At 35.7% G+C, this 24,542-nt stretch carries 23 protein-coding genes; 5 read left to right on the forward strand and 18 right to left on the reverse strand.

All coding sequences use genetic code 11. The features are described from left to right. Positions 1-11: 11 nt before the first annotated feature. On the forward strand, positions 12-377 hold the full coding sequence (locus ACIEHO_RS00915) for an iron chaperone (protein ID WP_406967692.1): 366 nt from the start codon (positions 12-14) through the stop codon (positions 375-377). Between the two features lie 24 nt (positions 378-401). On the opposite strand, the gene ACIEHO_RS00920 is transcribed toward ACIEHO_RS00915, so the two are convergent. From ACIEHO_RS00920 to ACIEHO_RS00940, 5 genes are all read right to left on the reverse strand, one after another. Further along, a complete protein-coding gene (locus ACIEHO_RS00920) occupies positions 402-2,366 on the reverse strand; it encodes an acetoacetate--CoA ligase (protein WP_406967694.1) in 1,965 nt (654 codons plus the stop codon). 381 nt (positions 2,367-2,747) lie between these two features. After that, a complete protein-coding gene (locus tag ACIEHO_RS00925) occupies positions 2,748-4,427 on the reverse strand; it encodes an ABC transporter ATP-binding protein (RefSeq protein WP_406967696.1) in 1,680 nt (559 codons plus the stop codon). 110 nt (positions 4,428-4,537) lie between these two features. Further along, positions 4,538-5,251, reverse strand: coding sequence for a 3'-5' exonuclease (locus tag ACIEHO_RS00930; RefSeq protein ID WP_406967698.1), 714 nt, complete (start codon positions 5,249-5,251; stop codon positions 4,538-4,540). Further along, positions 5,248-6,393 (reverse strand): serine hydrolase domain-containing protein, encoded by a 1,146-nt coding sequence (locus ACIEHO_RS00935; RefSeq protein ID WP_406967699.1) that lies wholly within the window; start codon positions 6,391-6,393, stop codon positions 5,248-5,250. The genes ACIEHO_RS00930 and ACIEHO_RS00935 overlap by 4 nt, the downstream gene beginning before the upstream one ends. Before the next feature lie 68 nt (positions 6,394-6,461). After that, positions 6,462-7,058, reverse strand: coding sequence for a TetR/AcrR family transcriptional regulator (locus ACIEHO_RS00940; protein ID WP_406967701.1), 597 nt, complete (start codon positions 7,056-7,058; stop codon positions 6,462-6,464). A 73-nt stretch (positions 7,059-7,131) separates the two neighbouring features. Here ACIEHO_RS00940 and ACIEHO_RS00945 point away from each other — a divergent pair, with 73 nt between their 5' ends. Further along, a complete protein-coding gene (locus ACIEHO_RS00945) occupies positions 7,132-7,566 on the forward strand; it encodes a cupin domain-containing protein (RefSeq protein ID WP_406967703.1) in 435 nt (144 codons plus the stop codon). Here ACIEHO_RS00945 and ACIEHO_RS00950 read toward each other — a convergent pair. The 12 genes from ACIEHO_RS00950 to hemA form a co-directional block, all read right to left on the reverse strand. Further along, the gene (locus tag ACIEHO_RS00950) at positions 7,563-8,036 is read right to left on the reverse strand and encodes a methylated-DNA--[protein]-cysteine S-methyltransferase (RefSeq protein ID WP_406967705.1); all 474 of its coding nucleotides are present in this window, start codon (positions 8,034-8,036) and stop codon (positions 7,563-7,565) included. The genes ACIEHO_RS00945 and ACIEHO_RS00950 overlap by 4 nt on opposite strands. A gap of 2 nt (positions 8,037-8,038) precedes the next feature. Continuing rightward, complete coding sequence (locus tag ACIEHO_RS00955) at positions 8,039-9,124, reverse strand: CNNM domain-containing protein (protein ID WP_406967707.1); 1,086 nt, start codon at positions 9,122-9,124, stop codon at positions 8,039-8,041. A 73-nt stretch (positions 9,125-9,197) separates the two neighbouring features. Then, positions 9,198-10,067, reverse strand: a complete 870-nt coding sequence (locus ACIEHO_RS00960; protein ID WP_406967709.1) for a hypothetical protein — start codon at positions 10,065-10,067, stop codon at positions 9,198-9,200. A 21-nt stretch (positions 10,068-10,088) separates the two neighbouring features. Next, the gene (locus ACIEHO_RS00965; protein WP_406967711.1) at positions 10,089-10,775 is read right to left on the reverse strand and encodes an Ig-like domain-containing protein; all 687 of its coding nucleotides are present in this window, start codon (positions 10,773-10,775) and stop codon (positions 10,089-10,091) included. 84 nt (positions 10,776-10,859) lie between these two features. Next, the gene (gene hemB, locus ACIEHO_RS00970) at positions 10,860-11,846 is read right to left on the reverse strand and encodes a porphobilinogen synthase (RefSeq protein ID WP_406967713.1); all 987 of its coding nucleotides are present in this window, start codon (positions 11,844-11,846) and stop codon (positions 10,860-10,862) included. 10 nt (positions 11,847-11,856) lie between these two features. Beyond that, positions 11,857-12,813 (reverse strand): DUF4421 family protein, encoded by a 957-nt coding sequence (locus tag ACIEHO_RS00975; protein WP_406967715.1) that lies wholly within the window; start codon positions 12,811-12,813, stop codon positions 11,857-11,859. Next, the gene (gene hemF / locus ACIEHO_RS00980) at positions 12,804-13,706 is read right to left on the reverse strand and encodes an oxygen-dependent coproporphyrinogen oxidase (protein WP_406967717.1); all 903 of its coding nucleotides are present in this window, start codon (positions 13,704-13,706) and stop codon (positions 12,804-12,806) included. Before hemF ends, ACIEHO_RS00975 begins: the two co-directional genes overlap by 10 nt. Positions 13,707-13,709: 3 nt before the next feature. Continuing rightward, the gene (locus ACIEHO_RS00985) at positions 13,710-14,249 is read right to left on the reverse strand and encodes a GNAT family N-acetyltransferase (protein ID WP_406967719.1); all 540 of its coding nucleotides are present in this window, start codon (positions 14,247-14,249) and stop codon (positions 13,710-13,712) included. Further along, complete coding sequence (locus ACIEHO_RS00990) at positions 14,242-14,997, reverse strand: EI24 domain-containing protein (RefSeq protein WP_406967721.1); 756 nt, start codon at positions 14,995-14,997, stop codon at positions 14,242-14,244. The genes ACIEHO_RS00985 and ACIEHO_RS00990 overlap by 8 nt, the downstream gene beginning before the upstream one ends. Before the next feature lie 110 nt (positions 14,998-15,107). After that, positions 15,108-16,139: a uroporphyrinogen decarboxylase gene (gene hemE, locus ACIEHO_RS00995; RefSeq protein ID WP_406967723.1), complete on the reverse strand. Its 1,032-nt coding sequence runs from the start codon at positions 16,137-16,139 to the stop codon at positions 15,108-15,110. 70 nt (positions 16,140-16,209) lie between these two features. Further along, positions 16,210-17,787 carry a hydroxymethylbilane synthase gene (hemC, locus tag ACIEHO_RS01000; protein ID WP_406967725.1) on the reverse strand — a complete coding sequence of 526 codons (1,578 nt, stop codon included), beginning with the start codon at positions 17,785-17,787 and terminating at the stop codon, positions 16,210-16,212. Continuing rightward, the gene (hemA, locus tag ACIEHO_RS01005; RefSeq protein WP_406967727.1) at positions 17,780-19,045 is read right to left on the reverse strand and encodes a glutamyl-tRNA reductase; all 1,266 of its coding nucleotides are present in this window, start codon (positions 19,043-19,045) and stop codon (positions 17,780-17,782) included. Before hemA ends, hemC begins: the two co-directional genes overlap by 8 nt. Positions 19,046-19,233: 188 nt before the next feature. On the opposite strand from hemA, the gene ACIEHO_RS01010 reads away from it, so the two are divergent. Genes ACIEHO_RS01010 through ACIEHO_RS01020 form a run of 3 tightly spaced genes read left to right on the forward strand, consistent with a single transcriptional unit; the run spans position 19,234 to position 21,023 of the window. Then, positions 19,234-20,133, forward strand: coding sequence for an AraC family transcriptional regulator (locus ACIEHO_RS01010; protein WP_406967729.1), 900 nt, complete (start codon positions 19,234-19,236; stop codon positions 20,131-20,133). A 15-nt stretch (positions 20,134-20,148) separates the two neighbouring features. Beyond that, on the forward strand, positions 20,149-20,322 hold the full coding sequence (locus tag ACIEHO_RS01015) for a hypothetical protein (RefSeq protein ID WP_406967731.1): 174 nt from the start codon (positions 20,149-20,151) through the stop codon (positions 20,320-20,322). After that, on the forward strand, positions 20,319-21,023 hold the full coding sequence (locus tag ACIEHO_RS01020) for a ThuA domain-containing protein (protein WP_406967733.1): 705 nt from the start codon (positions 20,319-20,321) through the stop codon (positions 21,021-21,023). The genes ACIEHO_RS01015 and ACIEHO_RS01020 overlap by 4 nt, the downstream gene beginning before the upstream one ends. Before the next feature lie 33 nt (positions 21,024-21,056). Here the strand turns inward: ACIEHO_RS01020 and ACIEHO_RS01025 are convergent, their stop codons facing one another. Next, a complete protein-coding gene (locus ACIEHO_RS01025) occupies positions 21,057-24,533 on the reverse strand; it encodes a TraB/GumN family protein (RefSeq protein WP_406967735.1) in 3,477 nt (1,158 codons plus the stop codon). Between the last annotated feature and the right edge of the window lie 9 nt (positions 24,534-24,542).

The following is a 24,542-nucleotide window of genomic DNA, read 5'->3' on the forward strand; positions in this document are numbered from 1 at the left end:
AAAAGGGTCCAATGCCAAATTTTGAAACAATTGACGATTACATCGCCAATCAACCGAAAGAGGCACAAACTGTTTTGAATGAATTGAGGGGCATAATAAAAGGTGCTGCTCCAAATGCTGTTGAGGCCCTGAATTATAAAATACCGTGTTTTGAATTAGTTCCTGGAGGCAAGCGAGATCAGCAGATTATGATGGCCAGTTATTCAAAGTTTATCGGATTTTACCCGTTTCCAACTACAATGGCTAAGTTTTCCGACGAATTAAAGAACTATAAACAAGGAAAGGGTTCGGTTCAGTTTCCATTGAATAAACCTTTACCGAAAGAACTCATTGTCCGTATGGTTAAGTTTAGAAGGGAAGAGGTTCTAAAAACATGAAAATAAGTTTTTAATTTAATTCTTTTAAATCTTCTTTGCCAACTCCACAAAAAACTTGACAGATTCTGGGTTTTTCATCGAATCTACATTAATCGATTTTTCCAAAGGCATTTTCAATAAAATCTTTTTTATGGGGGCTTCCATTTTTTTTCCGCTAATGGTGTATGGAATATCTGATACTTCAACAATCTCATCAGGCACGTGTCGCGGTGAATACTCTTTTTTTAAATACTCCCTTATTTGGGTTTTAATATCTTCAGTTAATTCAATACCGGGCTTCATTTTAACAAATAATGGCATGTAATGCTTTCCACCGTCAAGCTCTAAATTCACAATTAGTGAATCTTCAATTGTTTTTATCTTATTGATTGTTCTATAAATTTCGCTGGTGCCAATGCGAATACCGTGTCTATTTAAAGTGGCATCGGAACGGCCATAAATAACAATACCTTTTGTTTTAGAATTGATTTTTATAAAATCGCCGTGACGCCATTTGCCGGGAAAATGTTCAAAATAACTTGCTCTATAACGATTTTTATTGTCATCATTCCAGAAATAAATAGGCATGGAGGGCATGGGCTTATCGATAACCATTTCACCTAAATCGTCTTCAATAGGTTTACCGTTGTCATCATAGGCATATAGCGATACGCCTAAAGCCCTACATTGTATTTCACCGGAATGAACTGCATAAAACGGTGTGCCACCCACAAATGCCGTGCAAACATCAGTGCCACCCGCCATAGAGCATAGCCAAACATCTTCTTTAATACTTTCGTAAACGTAATCGAAAGCTTCAAAAGGCAATGGTGCGCCAGTGGAACTTATGGAGCGAACGGTACTAAGATTACTTTGGTTTTTCGGTTCTATTTTCTTTTTCATACTGGCCACCAAAAACGGGGCACTGGTTCCAAAATGATTAATTTTTATTTCGTCTGAAAACGTCCAAAGTTTATTGAAATCAGGATAGGTTGGGCTACCATCATACAGAATAATGGTCGATCCCATCAATAAGGCCGACTGTAAAAAATTCCACATCATCCAACCGGTTGTGGTGTACCAAAAATAGCGTTCGCCTTGGTGTACATCGTTATGGAAGGCCATGTATTTTAAATGTTCCAACAAAATACCGCCATTAGAATGCACAATGGCTTTGGGCAGTCCAGTGGTACCCGATGAGTATAAAACCCAAATGGGGTGACTGAATTCAACGGGTTCAAAATTCAATTCTTTTGCTTTTGTGTTCAGCACCGTATTTATATTGACAAAATCTTTAGGGAAACCAGAAATGTCTTCTTTGGTTAAATATGGCAAAACAAGCACTTTTTGTACAGTTGGTAGTGCTTTGGCTATATCAATTGCTATGGTGGTTTTATCATAAGATTTTCCATTATAATAATAGCCATCGGTGGTTATAAAAACTTTAGGTTTAATTTGCTCAAAACGGTCAATTACGCTTTCAGTGCCAAAATCGGGTGAGGTGCTCGACCATATTGCCCCTATGGAATTAACCGCCAGAAATGAAATGGTGGCTTCTGGTACATTGGGCAAAAAAGCTACAACGCAGTTTCCTTTAGATACGCCTATTGATTTTAAATAGGACGCCATAGCAGCTACCTTGTCTTTTAAATCGTTCCATGATAATTCTGAATAATCGCCATGTTCGTTACTGAAAATGATGGCGGTTTCGTTGGTTAAATTGTGTCTGAAAATATGTTCGGCGTAATTAAGCTTCACGCCATCAAACCAGTTGAAATCCGGCATAGAGGTCATACTTAAAACCGATTTATATTCGCCGTATGATAACACATTAAAATAATGCCAAATACTTTCCCAGAAATCTTTTATATGGCTGACAGACCATTGCCATAAATCATCATAAGAATCAAAGTATAAGTTATGCTTTTGTTCAAGCCAAATTTTGTAATCAAATAAATGACTGTTTTCTTTAAAAGCAGTTGAGCCTTCCCATAGTTTTTTTTCAGACATCTTATAAAATATATAGTTCTATAAAGATAAGTAATCTATGAAGATCAAAAGGTTTGTCCATGTGATCAAAACCGTTTTTATTTGAAAGTAAGGCTTGAAAATATGGAGAAAATCCGACAAAATGTTAAATAAAAATGCATTTCATCGAAATTTTATGTTTTTAAACTGATTTATTGAAAAAAAGTTTGATATTAGCAGTCCCCAAAAACACCAAATTTAATAAATAGATTTCCCCAAATCTACCATAAATTTAAACTTATGAATATTGCAACAAATCTACCTGAACAACCTACTAATGATGAGAGCAAATTCAAAGAAACTCTTAATGAGAATTTGCAGTTTTTTAAAAGTTTAATTTACTTAACCAAGAAAGTATTCATGCTATAATCCTTTGGGTATAGCATGAATTAATTTTTTGGTGTATTCTTTTTTAGGCGAGCTGTAAATAACATCGGCGTCGTCCAATTCTTCAATTTTACCTTGATTCATTACTAGCAATTGGTCGCTCATATATTTTACAACGGCCAAATCGTGCGATATGAAAATATAGGTAAACCCAAAAGATTCTTTAAGTTCGTTAAGCAAATTTAAAACCTGTGCTTGAACTGATATATCTAACGCTGAAACCGACTCGTCACAAACAATAAGTTTGGGCTGCAAAGCAATAGTTCTGGCTATACCTATGCGTTGCCTTTGCCCTCCGGAAAACTCATGTGGGTAGCGATTAAAATAGTCTTGAGACAATCCTACACGATTTAGAATATCGATGGATTTTTCCTTTCGTTCAGCTTCCGAATGATACAGGCCATGAACCTTCATAGGTTCCATAATGGCTTGTCCTACAGGGATTCTTGGATTTAAAGAGGAATAGGGGTCTTGAAATATAATTTGAATGTCTTTTCTAAGTGCTCTGGTTTCGGATTTAGATAAATGGGTAATATCTGTGCCCTTATAAAGTATTTTTCCAGCTGTTGCTTTATCGAGTTGAAGTATGGCGTTTCCAAGGGTTGATTTTCCACAACCCGATTCACCTACCAAGCCTAAAGTTTCGCCTTCATATAACTTAAAACTAACGTCGTTTACGGCTTTAAATGTGCTGTGTTTAGAAAATAATCCAGATTTCGAAATGTATTCTTTCTCAATATTAATGACCTCTAAAAGTGGGGGTTTGCTATATATCGCCTTGTGATTCTTTTGGCGTTGTTCTTTCGTGACAATTTCGTTAGAAATAGAGCCCTTTAAATAGTCTTTAATGGTAGGCAGCGTTTTTAATCGAGTGTCCAATGAAGGGCGTGAGTTAATCAATGCTTTGGTGTAATTGTGTTGTGGGTTTTGAAATATTGCTGCTACAGAACCCTGTTCTACGATTTCACCTTTGTACATTACTAAAACTCTGTCGGCAATTTCAGAAATCAAGGCTAAATCATGAGTTATGAAAATAATACTCATTTTAGTTTCAACCTGCAAATCCTTTAAAAGGGCGATAATATCCTTTTGAACAGTAACATCCAGAGCTGTGGTTGGTTCATCGGCGATTAAAATATCCGGTTTGCAGGCAATAGCCATGGCAATCATAACACGTTGTTTTTGTCCACCAGAAATTTCATGTGGATAGGCTTTGTAAACACGTTCTGGGTTGGGTAATTTTACTTTTTCAAAAAGATGAATGGTTTCAGTTTTAGCTTCTTTTAGAGATAATTGGATGTGCTGAAATAATATCTCCTCAACTTGTTTTCCACAAGTCATAGAAGGGTTTAAAGAACTCATGGGTTCCTGAAAAATCATGGATATTTTATTGCCTCGTATGTTTTGAAAGGCTTTGTCGGACAGACCGATTAAATTTTGGTCATGGTAAATGATTTCACCATTTGATATACTGGAAATTTTCTTTGGGAGAAGGCCAAGAATAGCTAAAGAAGACACCGATTTACCTGAACCCGATTCACCAACAATGCCTAATATTTTATTTTGGTTTAAGTAGTAAGATATGTTGTGAATTACTTCATTTTTTCCGAATGAAATGGAAAGGTTGTTTATGTTTAAAATTGGTTTGTTTTCCATTTTAAGTTTTGAATTCAGATAAAATAAACTTTTTAATTATTGATTTTGTTTGTAAGGTCTCGACTCCGCTCGAACTGATAACCGTTCTACTTAACTATCATTTTAGCCATTTAAATATGAATAATTTCATCGTTATGCAGTAACTCATCACCGCGCAAGCGTAAAAATATTTGTGCCACTGCAATAGTATCCTTTTCGCAATAGGTAATTATTCTATCAATTTCATTTTCTTCGTAATATACACGGTAAACTTCGCTACCGTCAATATCATCTTTTGGGGATGGTATGCCCAAAACATGAGTTAATAATTTTAAAGAGGTATAGGTTTTATAATCCCCAAATTTCCACAATTCTAAAGTGTCTAAATGCGGTACTTCCCATGGTTTTTTACCAAATAAATTTAGTTTATACGGCAGTTCAATATTGTGAATAATCATGCGGCGTGCAATGTACGGAAAGTCGAATTCTTTTCCATTGTGCGCACAAAGTAAGTGTTTGGTTTGGCTGAAATGTGAAATAAGTAAATTTTTAAAGTCTTTTAAAACTTTCACTTCATCGCCATAGAAAGAAGTTACTCGGAAGCTTCTTAAATCGTTTAATATATTGAAGTAACCCACCGAAATACAAACTATTTTGCCAAATTCGGCCCAAATCCCTGCTCGTTCATAAAATTCTTCCGCTGTAAAATCGTCTTTACGTTGGTATTTCGATTTTTGTTCCCATAGATCTTGAGCCGTTTTATCTAGTTCTGAAAAATTTTGGACTTCAGGGACCGTTTCAATGTCCAGAAATAGTATGTTTTCTAAATTGAGTTTTGAAATCATTTTTCAATCATTTTATAAGCTTCTTCAATATAAACACTCATGTCTATAGTAAAAGGCCTATTTCCTTCGTCTGACGAGGTGTGGTGGCCTAACCTAACTATAATAACGTTGTCCTCGGGTTCAACAATTACATATTGGCTATGATGACCGCGCATAATGAAAAAACTTTTGTCTTTATCTTTTTTTAGCCACCAGCCGTACCCGTATTCTGGACTTTCTTTAAAACGTGGTGTTGTTGATTTTGCAACAAACGTCGAATCTAAAATTTGCTTTCCATTCCATTTTCCATGGTCTTTATAAAGTTTACCAAAACGGGCAAAGTCTCTGGCGTTACTAGAAATACAACAGAACGTTTTAGCTAATCGGTTTTCAGCATCATCAACTTGCCATAAGGCATTTTGAGATGCCCCCATAGGTTTCCAAAAACTCTCAGAAAGGTACTTTGCTAATGGCATACCTGTTGCCTTTTGAATAATCATCCCTAATAATTGGGTATTGCCACTAAGGTATTCGAATTTTTCACCAGGAGTTTCAACAACTTTTAGGCTCAAAATGGTTTCAGCTAAATCATCGTCATAGTTAGCCCTAGCAGTAAGTGAAAAAGGGCTGGTGTAATGTTCTACCCAATCTAAGCCAGACGCCATTGATGCCAGGTCACCAACTGTTGTTTTTACATCGCCATATTCTGGATAAAAGTCAGTAATTGGTTGGTCTAAACCCTTAATGTAACCATCCATAATGGATTTGCCAAGTAAAGCAGAGGTGATGCTTTTGGTAACAGAAAAAGAGTTTGTTTTTGATTCCTTACTATAGTTTGGAGCGTACCATTCGTAGTAAATGCTATCGTTTTTAATAATTAAAAAAGCAACTGTTTCTAGCTCTTCATTAATTTTGTTTAAAGTTTGGGTAGCTTCTATTGTATTGTATTTTTTATGTAGTGCCCATTTATCTGTAACATCTCCTTTATTTATAGTATCGTTTTCAAAATAAGGGTAGTCATCAATGAATACGGTTTTGTGCCCTGTTAAGTAAACTACTTGTACACCACGGATAATGTATCCATAATCAAATATATACAGTAAAATTACAAGGAGTAAAATGGTTATAAATATCCATTTGACGGTTTTTTTTATATATTTCATTATAAGGTTGTTTAGTGCAAATAAATATAACAATTATAAGCGAACCGATTAAACCACATGAAAGATTTTTAAAAGACCGATTTCAATATAATTTTTAATCCCCAAGCCAAGGCCTCTTTGGATTCTCGATTGGTTAGATTACATACATCTTTTGTGCAAATGATAGATTCTATACCCATTAATGATGTAGCGGTTGAAATGAGATTGTTGTAAGTATGGCTATCTAGTTTATTTCGATAGGGAACTAGTGCAAGTTTTAGTGCAGCGGTTCTACGCGAGCCTCTCGGAGATTCTTTTTTATTAGAAACATCTTCTTTGAGATAAATACTTAAATATTTACGGAACCCAGGTTCGTTATCCAATGCTAAATCGTTAAAATAATTTTGGATGTATAGGATTCGCTCAATGATGGGAAGATCCTTTGTTTCTTGAAAAATAGTTGTTGTCGAGTTGGTAAAAATATCCAAACCTGCCTCAGAACATAGGATATCTATATTGGAAAAGTAGCGATAAATTGTGGCTCTTGAAATCCCAGATGCCTCAGCAACGACTTCTAAACTTAATTTTTTACCTTGTTGTAGAAGTTCCTTTGTAATATCAAGTATTTTACGTCTCGTTCTCTGTTTCTGTTTAGTGCGGCCTGTATTTATTGAAATATTACTCATGAGACAAATATCTTATAAATATTTGAAGATACAAAAATTTGTCATATATTTGTGAGACAAAAATCTTATAAACATGAAAACATTAGATTCTAAATGGGTTTTAGGACACAAGGTTACGCTTCATGATACAGCAGGCGACTACGATTTAGCCTTTGGAGAAACTCCAGCTGGGGTACCTGGCCCACCACCACATTTGCACGAACATTTTACCGAAAGTTTTTTAATTACCGAAGGGGAAATGGAATTTTTCATCAACGGAGAAATTAAGATTGTTAAAGCAGGCGAAAGTGTCAATCTGCCCCAAAATACATTGCATACATTTAGTAATAAGAGCAATTCGACTTGTAAATGGGTCAATATTCACAGCCCTAAAGGCTTTAGAAGTTTTTTCGAAACTATGGGAGTGCCAGAAGGCGAGGAAGACTCACAGCAAAAATCTATTGACAAGAGCATTATCAATAACGTGATGGCAACAGCTTCCGATTACGATATGCTAATAAAGCTTTAAAATAGTGACTGTTGTTTAGATGGGCTTTCGTGCTCCAAAAGCCATTTTTTACGGTACAAGCCACCGGCATATCCTGTTAAACTACCGTCGCTTCCAATAATGCGATGGCATGGAATTACAATCCATAGCGGGTTTTTACCATTGGCATTAGCCACGGCACGAATGGCCTTAACATCACCTAATTGTTTTGATAGTTCTAGATAGGAGACTGTTTTTCCGTATGGAACTTGTTCTAATTGTTTCCAAACCTTCTTTTGAAAATCGGTGCCTTCGGGAGTTAGTTTTAAGCTAAATTGTTTACGAATACCTTCAAAATATTCTTTAAGTTGAATCACACAATCTTCAAGTTCAATAGGAACAATGTCCGTTACTTTTTCTTCAGAATTCAACACGGTTACAGAAGCAATTCCATATGAATCACCTGTAATTTTAGTGAAGCCCAGAGGGGATTTTATGATGCAGCTCGGCATAATTAATCTGGGGTGTCAGTATCATCAAAAATACCTAATTTTTTCGCACGGCTTTCCCAGCTTTTTCTGGCCAGCAGCTGTAAATCTGAAACGTTATCGCTTTCATCCATAATTTCTAGACCGAGCAAAGTTTCTATAACATCTTCCATAGTTACCAATCCACTAACAGAGCCATATTCATCAACTACTAGCGCCATATGATTTCTACTTTCAATAAGTTTTTCAAAAAGTTTAGGAATAGGTATGTTTCGCCCAACAACAATAATGTTTCTTTTTAATTCCTCTAATTTTTTAGAGCCATTGTCCAGCGCCATTTCTTTAAAAATCTCATCTTTTAAAACAAGACCTTTTATATTATCAGGGTCATCAACATATACAGGAATTCTTGAAAACCTCAGGTTAAGGTTCTTTTTAAAAAACTCTTCAACTGTAGCGCTTTCGTCTTCAATTTTCATTACCGTTCTTGGGGTCATGATGTCTTTTGCAAACACCTCTTTAAAAGTCAAGAGGTTTTTAATAACCTTGCTTTCATTTTCTTGAAAAACGCCTTCTTCATGGGCCATATCGGTCATCATCATAAAACTTTCACGTGTTAAAACACTGCCGTGTCCAGTTCCTCCAATAAGTTTTGTAGTTAATTGAAGTAGCCATAAAATACCTGTCCACTTCAGTGGAAAAATCATAATAGTTAATGTTTTTGCCGCGAAATTAGCTAGTTGTTTCCAATAGGTAGCACCAATAGTTTTAGGAATAATTTCTGAAGCTACCAATATTAAAAAAGTCATGATGGCTGATACAATTCCAACCGTATTAATGCCAAATAACTCTAGTTTATAAGGTAGTTTTTCGGCCTCTATACCCACCATCATGGCACCTAAGGTGTGTGCAATGGTGTTTAGTGTTAAAATGGCAATTAAGGGCTTATCAACGTCTTTTTTTAAATGCTCAAGGGTTAGTGCGTAATCTTTGTTTTCGCGTTTTTTCACGTTTATAAAAGTGGGAGTAACACTTAATAGAACAGCCTCGAGGATGGAACATATAAAAGAAAAGAAAATAGAAATGGTTGCCCATAAAATTAGTGCGCTCATTAAATATTATTTGTTTTTACGAAGTTACAAAATCAAATAATATCGTTTAAACATTAATATGTGCTTATTGAATTTATTTTATATCCAGAAAAATCCCACCAGAAATTGATGGTTCTGTATAAATAATCTTTCCGCTAATAAGACCGGTAAAATTAAAGGAAACACCTAGTTTTTTAGTAATATAGTATGCTATTTCTCCACCAATACTAGTATATTCTATGTTGTTTGCGAAAATACTACCTTGACTGTTTTGTGCATTTAAACTCCCATTTTGCATAGATTGAACGATGTTAGAACGTGCGATAAGCCAAACTTTTTTGTTAAAAATATTGCCTCCAAGTTCTAAACCTGTTCTAAATTCATCTGAAAAACCTTCTGTTCTGTTGTTAAAGCCAACATAGGTTTTAGAGTAGAAGTTTGTATTAAAAAGTTTAAAAGGAACGCCTAAATTAACCCTTAAAAGCTGATTAAATTCACCGTCACCAGTTTGAAAGCTACCATCGCTACCACCACTGCTATTTCCTGTGGGAACACCTAAAACCAATGAGCCCGATAATGCAAGACTTTTTGTTTTTAACAACTTTAATTGCATAGTTAATTCTAAATCCCCGATGGAATTAAAACGTTCTCCTGAAGAAATGGTTTCTCCTGTTGTACCTGAAATAACATCATTTTCATAAGTTCCAGAAAAAAAAGGGAAGTAAACAATGGCGTCTATCTTATCGCTTATTCCGTAGGCTCCGTAAAAGTTGAAGTTGTATTGCCCTCTGGTAACATTGGGGTCTGTTTCTCCTGTATCTGTGTAGTGCTCATCAGACTCTAGATACCAAAAGGATAATTTATAGTACCCCTTGCCTTTACCTTTTGTCCATTGTGAATGACTATTTATTGAAAGGAGACAAAAAAATCCAATAACAAAAGCATTTTTTAAATATTTTTTCATAAAAAAGAAGAAGTTTTTTATTTATTCAATATCTCCACCGCCAACTTTAACACTGAAAGGTTCGCACCAATAGAGTAAGTATGAATAGTCGTTTATGCCCACATTTTCAATGGTGTAATTATGTGCTCCGCTAAAAACCTCTACTGGTCCTAAAGAGAGCGCATTGGCAACTGAGCTAGGGTTATTGGTTAAATATAAATACAAACCAGGTAAACTGGTTGAAGCCGTATAATCTTCAGAAATTGATAACAAAAGATTATTTGTATTCTCTATTTCGGTGAGCATAAAACTACCCGAAAGTTCATAACTGCTTGTAGTGGCAATATCTCCAGACTTACTATTTGATGTTGGCGCGTCATCATTCATTATTACATTTAAAACAGTACTGTTTTCAACAATAGAGCTATTTACCATTACCATAGCCTTTACGGTAGTTTGGCCTTCAGCGAGAGCATTAACTAAACCTTGTGAATTTATTGTGGCTACATTTTCGTTAGAACTCGACCAATCTATGTCTATGCTTTCTTGCTGACCAACATTATTAAAATAAGAAGCATTATATTGGTGTGTAGCAGATATAGAAAGGTTTTGTATTGGATTTAAAATTCGAACTTCACGAGGTACTTCATCATCTAAAATATCTTCGCCCTTACAATTGCTAAAAATTAGTGGAAATAATAATAAAAAAGCGATATAAGATTTTTTCATAACTCTAAGGTTTTCTTGGTAGTCGTAGCTTTAAAAAGCAACTTACAGGAAAAACCATAGAGATTCAATAATTGCGAAATAAAACTAAAGTAGTTTCACCACATCCTTAGCAAAATAAGAAGCTATAATATCGGCTCCTGCTCTTTTAATAGCGGTAACTTGTTCCATCATAACGGCATCATGATCTAACCAACCCTTTTCGGCGGCGGCCTTAAGCATGGCATATTCACCCGAAACTTGATACACAGCCACAGGTAGCTCGACTTCGTTTTTAATTTCGCGAACAATATCCAAATAGCATAACCCAGGTTTTACCATGACAATGTCTGCACCTTCATCAATATCCATTTCAGTTTCACGGATGGCTTCAAAACGGTTGGCATAATCCATTTGATAGGTTTTTTTGTCTTTTGGGATATCCATGGAATCTACCGGAGCAGAATCCAAAGCATCACGAAAAGGCCCATAAAATGCTGAAGCATATTTTGCCGAATAACTCATTATGCCCGTATTGGTAAACCCTTCATCTTCCAAAGCTTCACGGATGGTTAAAATGCGGCCATCCATCATATCGCTAGGTGCAACAAAATCAGCTCCAGCTTGGGCGTGCGATATGCTCATTTCTGCTAAAACATGGGTAGTTTCATCGTTTAGAATTTGTCCGTTTTCAATGATGCCATCATGCCCATAAGCCGAATAAGGGTCTAACGCTACATCGGTCATTACTAGCATATCCGGACACACATTTTTTACCGTTTTGATTGCGCGTTGCATTAATCCGTTTGGATTTAATGCCTCGGTGCCTTTATTGTCTTTTAGGTTATCGGGAACTTTTACAAACAGCAATACCGATTTTAAGCCTAGTTTCCATAGTTCTTTTACTTCATTTTCCAGTAAATCTAAACTGTAACGAAAGTAATTGGGCATGGATGGGATTTCATCTTTAGTACCCTTGCCTTCAACCACAAAAAGTGGGACTAAAAAATCGTTGGGTGTAATTATGGTTTCGCGAACTAGTGAGCGGATGGCTTCGTTTGTTCTTAGTCTTCTATTTCTTCTAAGTGGGAACATACTATATTTTTTATAGTCCAAATTTACGATTAAAATCGTCTGCTAATTTCATTAATTTTTTTGGGGCTTTAAAACGATAACCGATATAAAACTCTAAATAGGGAATCGTATCATCTTGTCTGGTATATCTATCCACATCGTGCTCTAGTATCAATAAATTTGAATTGATTCCACCAAAAAATGTTTCTGAATTATACCCTATAACGGCTCTTCCGGAAAACTCATAAAGCAAAGAAGTAATATGACCGTCACCAAGATTAGAACTGTGATTAACGCCTATTCCTGCCGAAGCTCCCAATGAGAACAAAAAGTTTTTATCAATAATCAAATTGTAGTAATAGGCAGGTGCAACAGCAATATCATATGAATAGGCATTCTCATTAAAACCTTCTTCATTCAGTGAGTATTTTGTGTAGTAATAGTAGAGCCTAGGAACAAAACTGCCTGTGCTTTTGGTTTGCCATTCATTTTGAAAACCGATAGCTCTAAAAGAAAAATTGTTGTTAAAAATATAGGATGTTGAACCACCAATTTTAAAGGTTTTAACCCCCGAAACCAACTCTTTTTGATTATTGATAATTAGGTAAAACCCTTTTTGATTATACAAATCTATGGTTTGCATCCATTGCTTTTGGAACATTCTAAAGTTTAGATTGAATAGTTTTGAATTTTTATTGTCTTTATTAGACTTTAGAAAGGTAGGTGAAAAGCCATAAGCAATTTCTAAACTCCTAAATAAAATCGAAGCGCCTAAGTATTCTCTAATATTTGGTTTTAGTCTGTAATTTAAATTTGTATCTGTCTCGTTAATAAAAAAACTATTTGAAGTATTTATTAAAGATATCCGAGTTGAGATTTTGTCTGGGAAAGTAGTGACGTATTCATTTTTTAAAATACTATCCTGTTGCGAAAAGGAATTAATCCCGCAAAAAAACATTAACGATAGCAAAAAATCTTTTACACCCAATCGACAGGTTTTTTTAATACTTCAATCAATTTTTCTTCTTCGCTACCAGCTTCTGGATGATGGTCATAAACCCATTGCACGTGTGGCGGAAGGCTCATTAAAATGCTTTCTATTCGTCCGTTGGTTTTTAGTCCGAACAGCGTGCCTTTATCATGTACCAAATTAAACTCGACATAGCGACCACGACGGATTTCCTGCCATTTACGCTGTGCTTCAGAATAAGATAAATCTTTTCTTTTTTCAACAATGGGCACGTAGGCTTCTAAAAAACTATCGCCCACCTCAGTTACGAAATCATACCAATTTCCCATGGTCATATCTTCTGAGGTTTTGCAATAATCGAAAAACAAACCACCTATGCCACGGGCCTCATTTCTATGGGTGTTGTAAAAGTACTCGTCACAGCGTGCTTTATATTTTGGATAAAATCCTGTGTTATGCTTATCGCATGCGGTTTTGCAGGTTTGGTGAAAATGTTTGGCATCGTTTTCAAACAGATAATAAGGCGTTAAATCCTGTCCGCCACCAAACCAGCTGTCTACAATTTTGCCGTTTTCGTCGTACATTTCAAAATAGCGCCAATTGGCATGAACCGTTGGAACCATAGGGCTTTTGGGATGGAGGACTAAACTCAATCCACAAGCAAAAAAATCAACATCACCAACCTTAAAATAGGCTTGCATCGATTTTGGTAACTTGCCATGTACGCCCGAAATATTAACGCCGCCTTTTTCAAAAACATTACCATTTTCTATGACCCTTGTTCGGCCGCCGCCACCTTCCGGCCGGTCCCAAACATCTTGTTGGAATTTTGCCTTTCCATCAACAGCTTCCAGTTTTGAAGTTATGGTATCTTGTAAATCTTGTATGTATTGATAGAATTTGTCTTTCATTGGTTATTCAATTTCATCATATAGTTCATATAACTCCATGTCCAGAGCATTTCCGCCTGGTGGCGCGTGTTCTTTTTCGAGGGTTTTAATCCAAGTAAAATTACAATTTTCTGCCACTTTTATGCTTGCTGAATTCGTTTTATGGACTATAATTTGTAATGTTCTTAAGTTTAATTTTTTAAAAGCATAATCAGACAACAGTTTAATGGATTTTGTGGTGATGCCTTGACCTTCAAAATTATAATCGATGCAATAGGCGAATTCAGCTTGTTTTTTATGCCAATCAATTGCTTTTAGGTAGATTAAACCTGATATTGTTTTTGAGTGATTATATTTTAATGTGAACAGAAATTCTTCTTTCAGTTCAAATTGCTTCACTTGTTTTTCAACAAATATTTTTGATAAATCTGGTGTTGAATTTTGTTGTAATGTTTTTGGAAAATACCGCTTTAATCGGTTTTCATTGGCCACAACAAAATTGCAAATGTTCCAATAGTCTTCAATTTGTATGGGTTGAATATTGAAGTCACCAAAACTAAGCATTTGCTGTTGTCGGTTTTAGATTTAAAGCGTCGACTGTTTTTACAGATGCAGCAGTCACCGATAGTGGCAAGACTAAAATAACCCCGATAATGGGAACCAAAAGACATAACATAAAAATAATACCATTACCAATAGCTAAGCCACGGTGTTTACGAACAAACTGAACACTTTGTTTGTATTGAAAATGGCGTTCTAAGGTGTAATCCATATTACCGAAACCAGCATAATAGGCCTGAACCAAAAACAACAATATGGTTGAAAATATATTGATTACAGGAATGAATTTCAAGAACAAAATAGGAATGGTTAAAAGCAATTCCATTATTAAGTTTCTGCCGTTAATTTTTATACCGCGCCACAACTGCTGCATAAATGTTGTGTTTCTGTGTGAATGCGGAACATTACCGGAAAAATGAGCTTCAATTTTTTCGGAAACCGGGCTCATAAACGGTGCAGAAAGGGCCATAATAATATGTTTGAAAAGGATAAGGCCAATAACGATAATGATAAGTCCGCCAATGAAATTACTGATGGTTGAAAAAGTTTCTTTACCCCAGTCCCAAATCCAAATTTTAGAAATGAAGCGGCCAACATTATCAGATAAGCCATAAGCAGAACCAAAAATAACAATGGCGGTTACAAAACTAATAAGCATAGGGATAGCGAAATATTTCCAGAGTTTAAGTTTAGATATTAAACTAAAGGCTCCGAAATAAGCTTTTATACCTGAAACGATGTTTTTTATCATAGGCCTCTCCCTAACCCTCTCCGAAGGAGAGGGAATTAAAGGCGTTTAAATTATTAATATCTCTATAATTCATAAAAGTATGAGTTACAGTTTCTCCCGTTTTGGGGAGATTAAGAGGGGCTTTTGTATTCTTTAACGGCATCGATGAAGGCCTTGGCATGATCAAGTGGAATGTTGGGTAAAATACCGTGACCCAAATTCACAATGTATTTATCCTTGCCGAATTCGTTAATCATTTGATGCACCATTTTTTTGATTTCTGAAGGTGGAGAAAATAAGCGCGTTGGGTCGAAATTACCCTGAAGCGTTATATTTCCGCCTGTTAAATAGCGTGCGTTTCTAGGCGAACAGGTCCAATCTACACCTAAAGCAGAAGCACCAGATTTTGCCATAACATCTAAGGCAAACCAGCAGCCTTTTCCAAAGGCGATTACTGGAGCGTCATCCTTTAAGGCTTCAATAATTTGATGGATATATTGCCAAGAAAACTCTTGATAGTCCATTGGTGATAGCATGCCGCCCCATGAATCGAATACCTGTACCGCGTTACAGCCTGCTTTTACTTTTTCTTTTAAATAAGCGATAGTCGTGTCGGTAATTTTCTGCAATAACTCATGTGCTGCCACGGGATTGGTAAAACAGAATTCTTTGGCTTTATCAAAGTTTTTACTGCCTTGACCTTGTACACAGTAGCATAAAATGGTCCATGGTGAACCTGCAAAACCAATCAAAGGAATTTCGTCGTTAAGCTTTTCTTTGGTTGCTTTTATGGCTTGGTAAACGTAATCGAGTTCTGTTGTAACATCTGGAACAATTACATTATCTACATCTTTTTGAGAGCGCACCGGATTTGGTAAATAGGGACCAAAATTGGGTTTCATCTGCACTTCGATATTCATGGCCTGTGGGATTACCAAAATATCGCTAAATAGAATAGCGGCGTCCATGCCATATCTACGAATAGGTTGTACGGTAATTTCACTAGCTAATTCTGGTGTTTGGCAACGTGTAAAGAAGTCGTATTTTGACTTTATTTCCATGAATTCCGGAAGATAACGTCCTGCTTGACGCATCATCCAGACAGGTGGACGGTTTACGGTTTCTCCTTTTAATGCTCTTAAAAATAAATCGTTCTTAATCATTGTTGTTAGTTGTTAGTTGTTAGTCTTTAGTTGTTAGTCCAATAACTGCCAACCAAAAACCATTAACTAATTATACATAATGTGCATTCACCAACTCAATCACACTTTCAACAGTTGGTACTTTTGCTACTCTTACATCGCTAAAATGTTTCCGCGCTTCTTTAGCTGTGGTTTCGCCAATACAAAAAGCAATAACTTCTATATTGTTTTTTCTAGTGAAACTCTCAACGGTTGATGGACTGTAAAACATTACTCCTTCAACGGAATCATTTAATTTTATTCCATCATACTTAGTTTGATAGGCTTCAACTTCATTGACTTTTAAGTGGTTTTCTTCCAAAACGTTTGGCAACGTATCCAGCCTTAAGTCGCTACAAAAGTAGGTCACATCAGTGCCTTCCATAAATTCAACCAAGTATTTGGCTAAGTGCTCTGCGTTCTTTTCACTATGTTTTACTTCACCTATTTTTCGCTCTATTAAGCGTTTTGTTCGTCGGCCTACGCAGTAAATATTTTTAAACTGCAGTTCGTTTGCCGAATAGTTGGTGGTTAACGATTCAACTGCATTTTTACTGGTGATAATAACGTTTTTAATTTCGTTATTTAAAATACGCTGAGGTATACGATTTAAACTGATTTTTATAAAATCCGTGCTTTCTGCAACCACTTTTTCATTAAATAGTAAACGTTGATCTTCAGTTAGCGATTTGGTGGAATAGATATTCGTTTTTTTAGACGAATTTTTAATGGTGTCCATTAATCGTTTGCCACCACGTTCTATCACAAAGTCTGCGCAAAATTGGGCCATATCGTTGTGTTCACCCAATTTTTTAACTCGGGTAACATCAATTCTTTTCGTGCCATCTTCGCTAAGCAATACACCTTTAAAGTGAATTTCTTCGTCTTTAATATAAGCCAATGCTCCAATGGGAGCCGTACATCCACCTTCTAGTTTATTTAAAAATTGGCGTTCAATGGTTGTACAAATTTCTGTTTCTTCATGGTTTAGTTCTGCGCAAGTACTCTTGACAAACTCATCTTCATCCAAAGCGGTTATCATAATAGCACCTTGGGCTGGTGCAGGAATCATCCAATCTAAATTAATGGATTCTTCTGGCCTAATGCCAATGCGTCCAATACCGGCGGCAGCAAAAATAGCACCGTTCCAGTCTTCATTATCATGTAATTTTTGAAGTCGCGAGTTTACATTTCCGCGTAAATCTACAATAGTATGTGTTGGAAATCGGTTTAACCATTGAGCACGTCTCCGCAAACTTCCGGTGGCGACAATACCTTCTCGAGCACCCAAAAATTCCTCATTGTTTTTATAAACTAGGGTGTCGTTAACATTACCTCGTTTTAAAACTGCGGCCTGTACAATTCCTTTTGGAAGTATGGTGGGCACATCTTTTAAGGAGTGTACGGCAATATCAATATCGTGGTTTAACATGGCAATATCCAGCGTTCGTGTAAAAATGCCGGTAATACCCAATTCGTAAAGTGGTTTGTCCAGAACTAAATCACCAGTAGATTTTACTGGAACAAGTTCTGTTTTGTGGCCTAAATTTTCAAGTTGTTGTTGAACTATGTTGGCTTGCCATAGTGCGAGTTCACTATCGCGCGTGCCAATTCTAATGGTTTTAGACATTCGTTTTTTGAGGTTCTTCTAATTGAAACACTTTTTTAATAAGTTCCAAACTTTCGTCTGTAGAAACGTCATCTTCTTTTAAATGATGCGCAAAGTGATTGGTTATTTTTTGAATGATGTTGTTACTGATTAATTCGGCTTGCGCTTCATTAAATTCCGCATTTTTTCGCCGTTGGGAATCCAATTCTGACGCAGCAAAATCCGCAAGCTTTTGTTTTAGAGCCTTTATGGTCGGTGCAAATTTCCTGGTTTCCAACCAACTGTTAAATTCGGTTTTTACTTCTTCAATTATTGCTTCTGCCGAGGGGATATGCTGTTTTCTGGCTTCTAAGGTTTCATCCGTAATCTTTGAAAGATGGTCTAAATGAATCAATTGAACAAGGTTCAATTCTTCAACATTGGCATCCACGTTTTTAGGAATGGATAAATCTAAAATCAATAATGGTTTTTTAGATTGAATGATTTGCTTGTCGATGGTTGGGCGTTGCGCTCCTGTGGCTACAATCAAAATATCCGATTGGTTAATTTCCTCCTGTAAATTGGCATAATCTTTAACCACCAAATTAAACTTGCCACCAATTCTTTCGGCTTTGTCTTTGGTTCTATTAATTAAAGTAATATGCTCATTTTTGGTATGTTTAACCAAATTTTCACAGGTATTGCGACCAATTTTTCCTGTTCCGAAAAGCAAAATGTTTTTGTTGGCCACATCTTCAACTGAATTCAAAATATATTGCACTGAAGCAAAAGATACCGAGGTGGCACCAGACGAAATATCGGTTTCGGTTTTTATACGTTTACTGGCCTGAATTACTGCATTTACCAAACGTTCTGTAAAATGGTTTAACAACCCATGCTTACGAGATAGTTTAGCGCTGGTTTTTAACTGGCTAATGATTTCGAAATCTCCTAAAATTTGGCTGTCTAATCCAGAACCCACACGAAACATGTGTGCTATGGCCTCTTTGTTTTTATAAACGTAGGCTACTTTTTGAAACTCTTCAACGGTACCTCTAGTGTTTTCACAAAGCAATTGTATAAGTTGGAAAGGGTGCTGGGCAAAACCATAAATTTCAGTACGATTGCAGGTTGAGGTTACTACCAAACTTTCAATGTCGTTTTCTTTGGCTTGGGTAAGTAATGCCAATTTGGATTCGTCATCCAAACTAAAGCGCCCACGTGTATCGGCATCGGCTTTTTTGTAACTTAAGCCAATGGCGTAAAAGTAGTTACTACGTGAAATGTTGTACTTCTGCATGCGTATACCTGAAATTGTGAAGCAAAAATATAGGGATGTGGTTGAAAAAAATAACGCTGAAAGAACTTTTAATATCGTTTGTGGTTTTTTAGCCTTGATTTTTCGTAAAACATGATAAATATCATATTTTTGTATGGTATTAGGATGGTTTTAACTCGATTAACTAGAATCAATCTAAATAAATAGGTATGAATACAGAATTTCACAAAGAAAAAAGTGTCGCTAAAAGTCCGTTTGAAGAAACTAAAGTAGAGGACGGTCTATTAATTTTAACCTTTAAAAACGAAGAAACCCATGTGCAATCTGTTGCAAAAGAAATAGATAGTGATTATATCCAATTTCATTTTTGTGTAAAAGGGTCTAGCCACTTTGTATTTAATGAAGGACGCTATCGACTTAATATTCTTGAAGAAAATTCATTATTGCTTTACAACCCGCAGCGAGAACTTCCTATTAATTTAGAAATTAATCCGCATTCTTGGATGGTTTCCATATTGATTTCCATTAAAAAGTTTCATGGTTTATTTTCGCAAGAGGCCGATTACATTACTTTTTTAAGTGAAGATAACCGTGATAAAAAATATTATAAAGACGGAGTCATTTCGCCATCTATGGCTATTGTGCTCAATCAATTGATAAACTATAACTTGAATGCCTCTATAAAACCCTTGTATTTTAAAGGGAAGGCGTATGAATTATTAAGTCTATATTTTAACAAAAGTGAAGATGCAGATATAGAGCAGTGCCCATTTTTGGTAGATGAAACCAACGTTATTAAAATTAGAAAAGCTAAAGATATTATTGTTTCGAGAATGGCCGAACCACCCACTTTACAGGAACTGGCAGATGAAATTGGGCTTAGCCTGAAAAAACTAAAAGAAGGCTTTAAGCAAATTTATGGCGATTCGGTATTTAGTTTTTTGTTTGATTATAAAATGGAAGTGGCGCGCAAACTTTTAGAGTCTGGTGAAAACAACGTTAATGAAGTAGGCCACAAAGTAGGCTACAGTGCATCAAGCCACTTTATTTCAGCTTTTAAAAAGAAGTATGGCACTACACCTAAAAAATATATTATGTCGTTGAATTGATTTAAATTAACCCCCATGAAATACTTAACAACAGAAATAGAAGCCTTGTCAAAAACCTTTGAAACTGGTAAATCTTTAGTGCGTTCTAACGTGTCTTGTGGTATTTTTCAAGATTGCGATTATAGTGAAGAACGCCCAAAATTGTATCACCAACAAATTTCGGAAGATAGAAAAGCCATAGGTATATGAAAGTTTTTTTGGGAATATTTCTTGCCTTATCGTTAAGTGCCTGCAAAGCTCCTAATCAGGTGTTGGTGTTCACCAAAACCGAAGGGTTTAGGCATAAATCTATTGAAAAAGGTGTTGAAACACTTAAGGAACTAGGAGGTGCCAACCGTTTTAAGGTTGTGCATACCGAAGATGCCAATCTGTTTTCAAATCAAAACTTAGACAAATTCAATCTGGTTGTTTTTCTTAACACCTCGGGAGATGTTTTAAATAAAGACCAAGAGCAGGCGTTTAAGGCTTATATCAACAATGGTGGTAGTTTTATGGGAATTCACGCAGCTTCCGACACTGAGTTTGAATGGTCTTGGTTTGGAGAATTGGTTGGAGCTTATTTTGTAAACCATCCTAAAAAAAGTGATGCGACTATTGACGTGGTAGATGGCAACCATCCGTCAACCAAACACCTTCAAAAACAATGGACTCGTTATGATGAATGGTATAATTTTAAATGGACCAATGAAGATACCCATGTCTTGCTGAATATAGACGAAACGACCTATGAAGGTGGAACAAACGGTGAATATCACCCCATAGCATGGTTTCACGAATATGATGGTGGACGCTCGTTCTACACGGCCATGGGGCATACTGAGGCGTCGTATTCAGAGCCAGAGTTTAGGCAACATTTACTGGGTGGAATTTTGTATTGTTTAAAGCGGTAACTTCAAATTGATTATTCAAACTTACCACATGTTTCAATAATAGTGTTGGTTTATCTTTATGCGCTTACGGTCTTTGTATTTTATTAAGAGCATGGTTTCTTCAATAACCTCTTCTTCAGTTTTTAAACCATTTATAGAGATACCGTTTCTTTTACTCGTGTAATATGGTTTTTCGGTTTTGTCGCCATCAAAAGCTATAAAATGCAAATAATTGTTTTCTGTATTGCTTTCCTTGTTTAAGCGTTTAAAGATGAACACCTTTATATAATTACCATTATCGGTTGTTATATTTTTTTCTGCTAATAAGTTAATGGAATCTTTCGCTATTCTTATAGCCATGCCATCCATTAATTTTGATTTTGCCAATGTTTTTAAATCAATAACACGCGTTTCTTCATCGGTCAAAAGATTTAACTTTTTCAATTTGGTGTAAAGTAGATGTTGCGCAGGCCTTTTGAGGAGGGTTTTGCTTCTAAGCTCTGCAGGAATTTGTTCGTCGTTCTTTTTCAATAGTACATAATAGGTACTTAGGGCTTCCCAATCCTCACTTTTAAGCATTCTCGAATAAAACGCTCTTACCGATTTTTCATTTCTGTAAGGGAATAGAAGTTTGGTGTAACAGTTTAAAGTAAAATTACCCATGGACTTATAATGAAATTGACGATTGTTGCCCAAACTGCGCTTTATTTCCACCTTAGCATCATTAATAATTTGGTCTTTGTAGGGTTTATAAAGCTTGGACTTAACAACATTGCTGTCCACTAACTTAGACAACAATTGGTAAACCGGTGATTTATATTCTTCAACTGATGTGAATTTCAGTAAACCTGGGAACAAAACTTTTACTTGCTGCAATGAATCGGCCTTTAAGTGCGAAACATTTAAACTAGGTGTTTTAAACCCTAATGGCAGGTCGCGGCTCATTAAATTCAGCACTAGTTTATGTGATGATTTGTCGTTTCTTCGAAATAAACCTTCAATAATGATGCTCTGTATGCTAGGGTCTGCATACGAATTAACATAGAGGTTTTCAACGTAATTGGTGACCCTCTGGCTTTTATCGTTTTTAATAAGCTCTTTAAGTAAGTGATATTTTATCTTGTCCTTGTCTTCCGGAAACTTATGGTTTTCGAGAGCATCAATAATTATTGGCGAATGCTTTTTTGAGAATTCAATCTCATTGTAACCTGTTAAGACAATGCTGTCGTTTTGTTTTAGGGCATCGAAAAAGTGTGTAGTTTTATCTTCAAAAATATCAACGCCCAAAAGGGTGTCCATAGGACTGAACGATTCATAAAAATTAGTAATAAAGGTCGATGGCTGGCTTATGGAATCTTGCAGAGCGGCTAATTTGTAAAGTACGCCTGCCTTTTGAACATACTTGACCAATATTATTTTATTACTGGTTGAATCTTTTAGTTTGTGCGTATAATAGTTAATTCCGTTTTCGCTAAACCGTTTTTCATTAAAAATATTCAGCTTTTCTTGATTTTCAGAAATAGGGCCTGGGGGTTTTTTAATTTTGCTCACGCTGTTCCATAAACTGTCTGTGTTGGTATACATCTTTAAATCGTGAAACTTGGTTCTTGCAACCGTTATTTCCTCATTTGAGTCTGATGTGTAAGTTGTGGTTTTACTATGTTCCTCATAATCTTTTTTTCTATTGTGAAAACCAAAATTATTTATGGACAAAGGAGGTTTTACGGGCGATTTTACTGTAAAATGTAAACACGTATCTATTTCTTTTTTGAACTGTTCGTAAACAGGAGTTTTAAGTTTTAATGAATTAAAAAATTGCTTGGCTTTTTGTTCACTTTTGCCAGAATACCCCAAAAGATAATAGCTGCCATCCTTAACCAAAGATTTTAAATAAAGATTTTTATTATGTAAAGAATCTGTTGCTTGAGACACATAGCTTTTGTAATCAGAATTTTTAAAGTGCCCCGACAATTCTTTCATGTCTAGATTTTTGTAAAAACTAGTGTGAATGTATTGGGCTTCAAAAGCATCTTCCTCTATGTATTCAATATCGTTATAGGGCGATTCCTGAACGAAATAATAATCGTCACCTTGTTTGGCCTGAATTAATTTTTTACCTGCGCGTTCAATATTTTGGGTAATGTGGTTTTCTGGCAGTGAAACGCTATACTTTTTAAACGGATCGGTATAGGTGACGAATTTATCGGTGGGCACTTTAAATGTTATGGAGTTGAAAATAGCTTCTTCATACTGTTTAACAAAGTCCTTTTTTCCGCCGAATTTAACAATGATAATCTCCAATGGCGTTTGGTAAATATGATATTTTTGGTAATCGCCTTTTTTGGTTTGATTCAAAACACTAATACCAGGAAAAGGATATTCTATATGTTCTTTTTTGAGAATGGTTCCCGGAATATCTTCGTATAGCAAATGGTCTATTTTTTCTAAAGAAATAGATTCTTTATGAGGTAAATATTCGAAGGTGCTAATTCTACTGATGGCCAAAAACGCTCCGTTGGTCATATCGGGAGCTATATAATATTTATGACCGTTACCAGAAAACTCTCTTAGAGTATCAAAACTTTTAATGGACAAAAATTTATCGGGTGTAGTTTGTAAAGAAAGTTTGGGCTTTAAAAACAAATTTTCAAGTTTCTCTTTTTCAGATTTCGCGTATGAAGTTTGTTTTGAAGACAATGGCTTTAATTTGTATCCTTTTTCAACCAACATATTAATCATGCCGCGTTCACCCGGTAAATGCGCCGCACCAACTCCCGAAAATACCGATTGTTTTTTCATTAAGGAATCGAGAACATTTACCATGTTTTCATTTCTTTTAAAAAGCATGTTTTCTCTAAAGTAATTGGTGTTCGTGGCAGAACCGATGGAGTCCAGTAAGTCTAAATTTCGCTCTCTGTATGTGTTTTCCTGAATAAAAAAGCCACCTTCTTTTTCATAAAGTTTAATCACCCAAGGGTCTGGTTTTTTCTTATTGCTGTTGTATAATGCTTTGGTAGTTAAGTATCTGGATTCAGCTAAATCTTCCAAGCCAATAATGGGTTTGTGTTTCTTTTTGCCAGCTTGATATATAAACATATCTAGATAGGTTTCCTCTTCAAAATTGTCGGAACCATAATTTTTTCTGTATAAATAGTTGCTTATAAGGCTGTTGTCAAGTCTTATGCTGTTTCTTATCATGAGTTGTTCGGGGGGATTAAGTTCAAATAGTTTGGTGTAAAACCCCTTTCGGTAAAAATTGTAGTCTTCATAATGCGGCCTATTTTCATAATTATAGGCCAACCATGTTGAAGGATCCGATTCTAAAGCAACGCTCTCACTATTGTTCAACGCTTTAAAAAAAACGTCATCTAATCTAAAAGCAACCTTCTTACTAACGTGCATGGTGCCATAGAGGTATGAAGGTTCTTCCAATCCATTTCCGGAAACTTCCCAAAGTAAACTTTGATATTTCTGTTGGGAATAAAAATGAAGCGAGCTAAAACAGATAAATAAGAACAGTAATTTTTTCATAAAAGCGGA

The organism is Flavisericum labens, assembly GCF_045446075.1.
Taxonomy (GTDB): Bacteria; Bacteroidota; Bacteroidia; order Flavobacteriales; family Flavobacteriaceae; genus Flavisericum; species Flavisericum labens.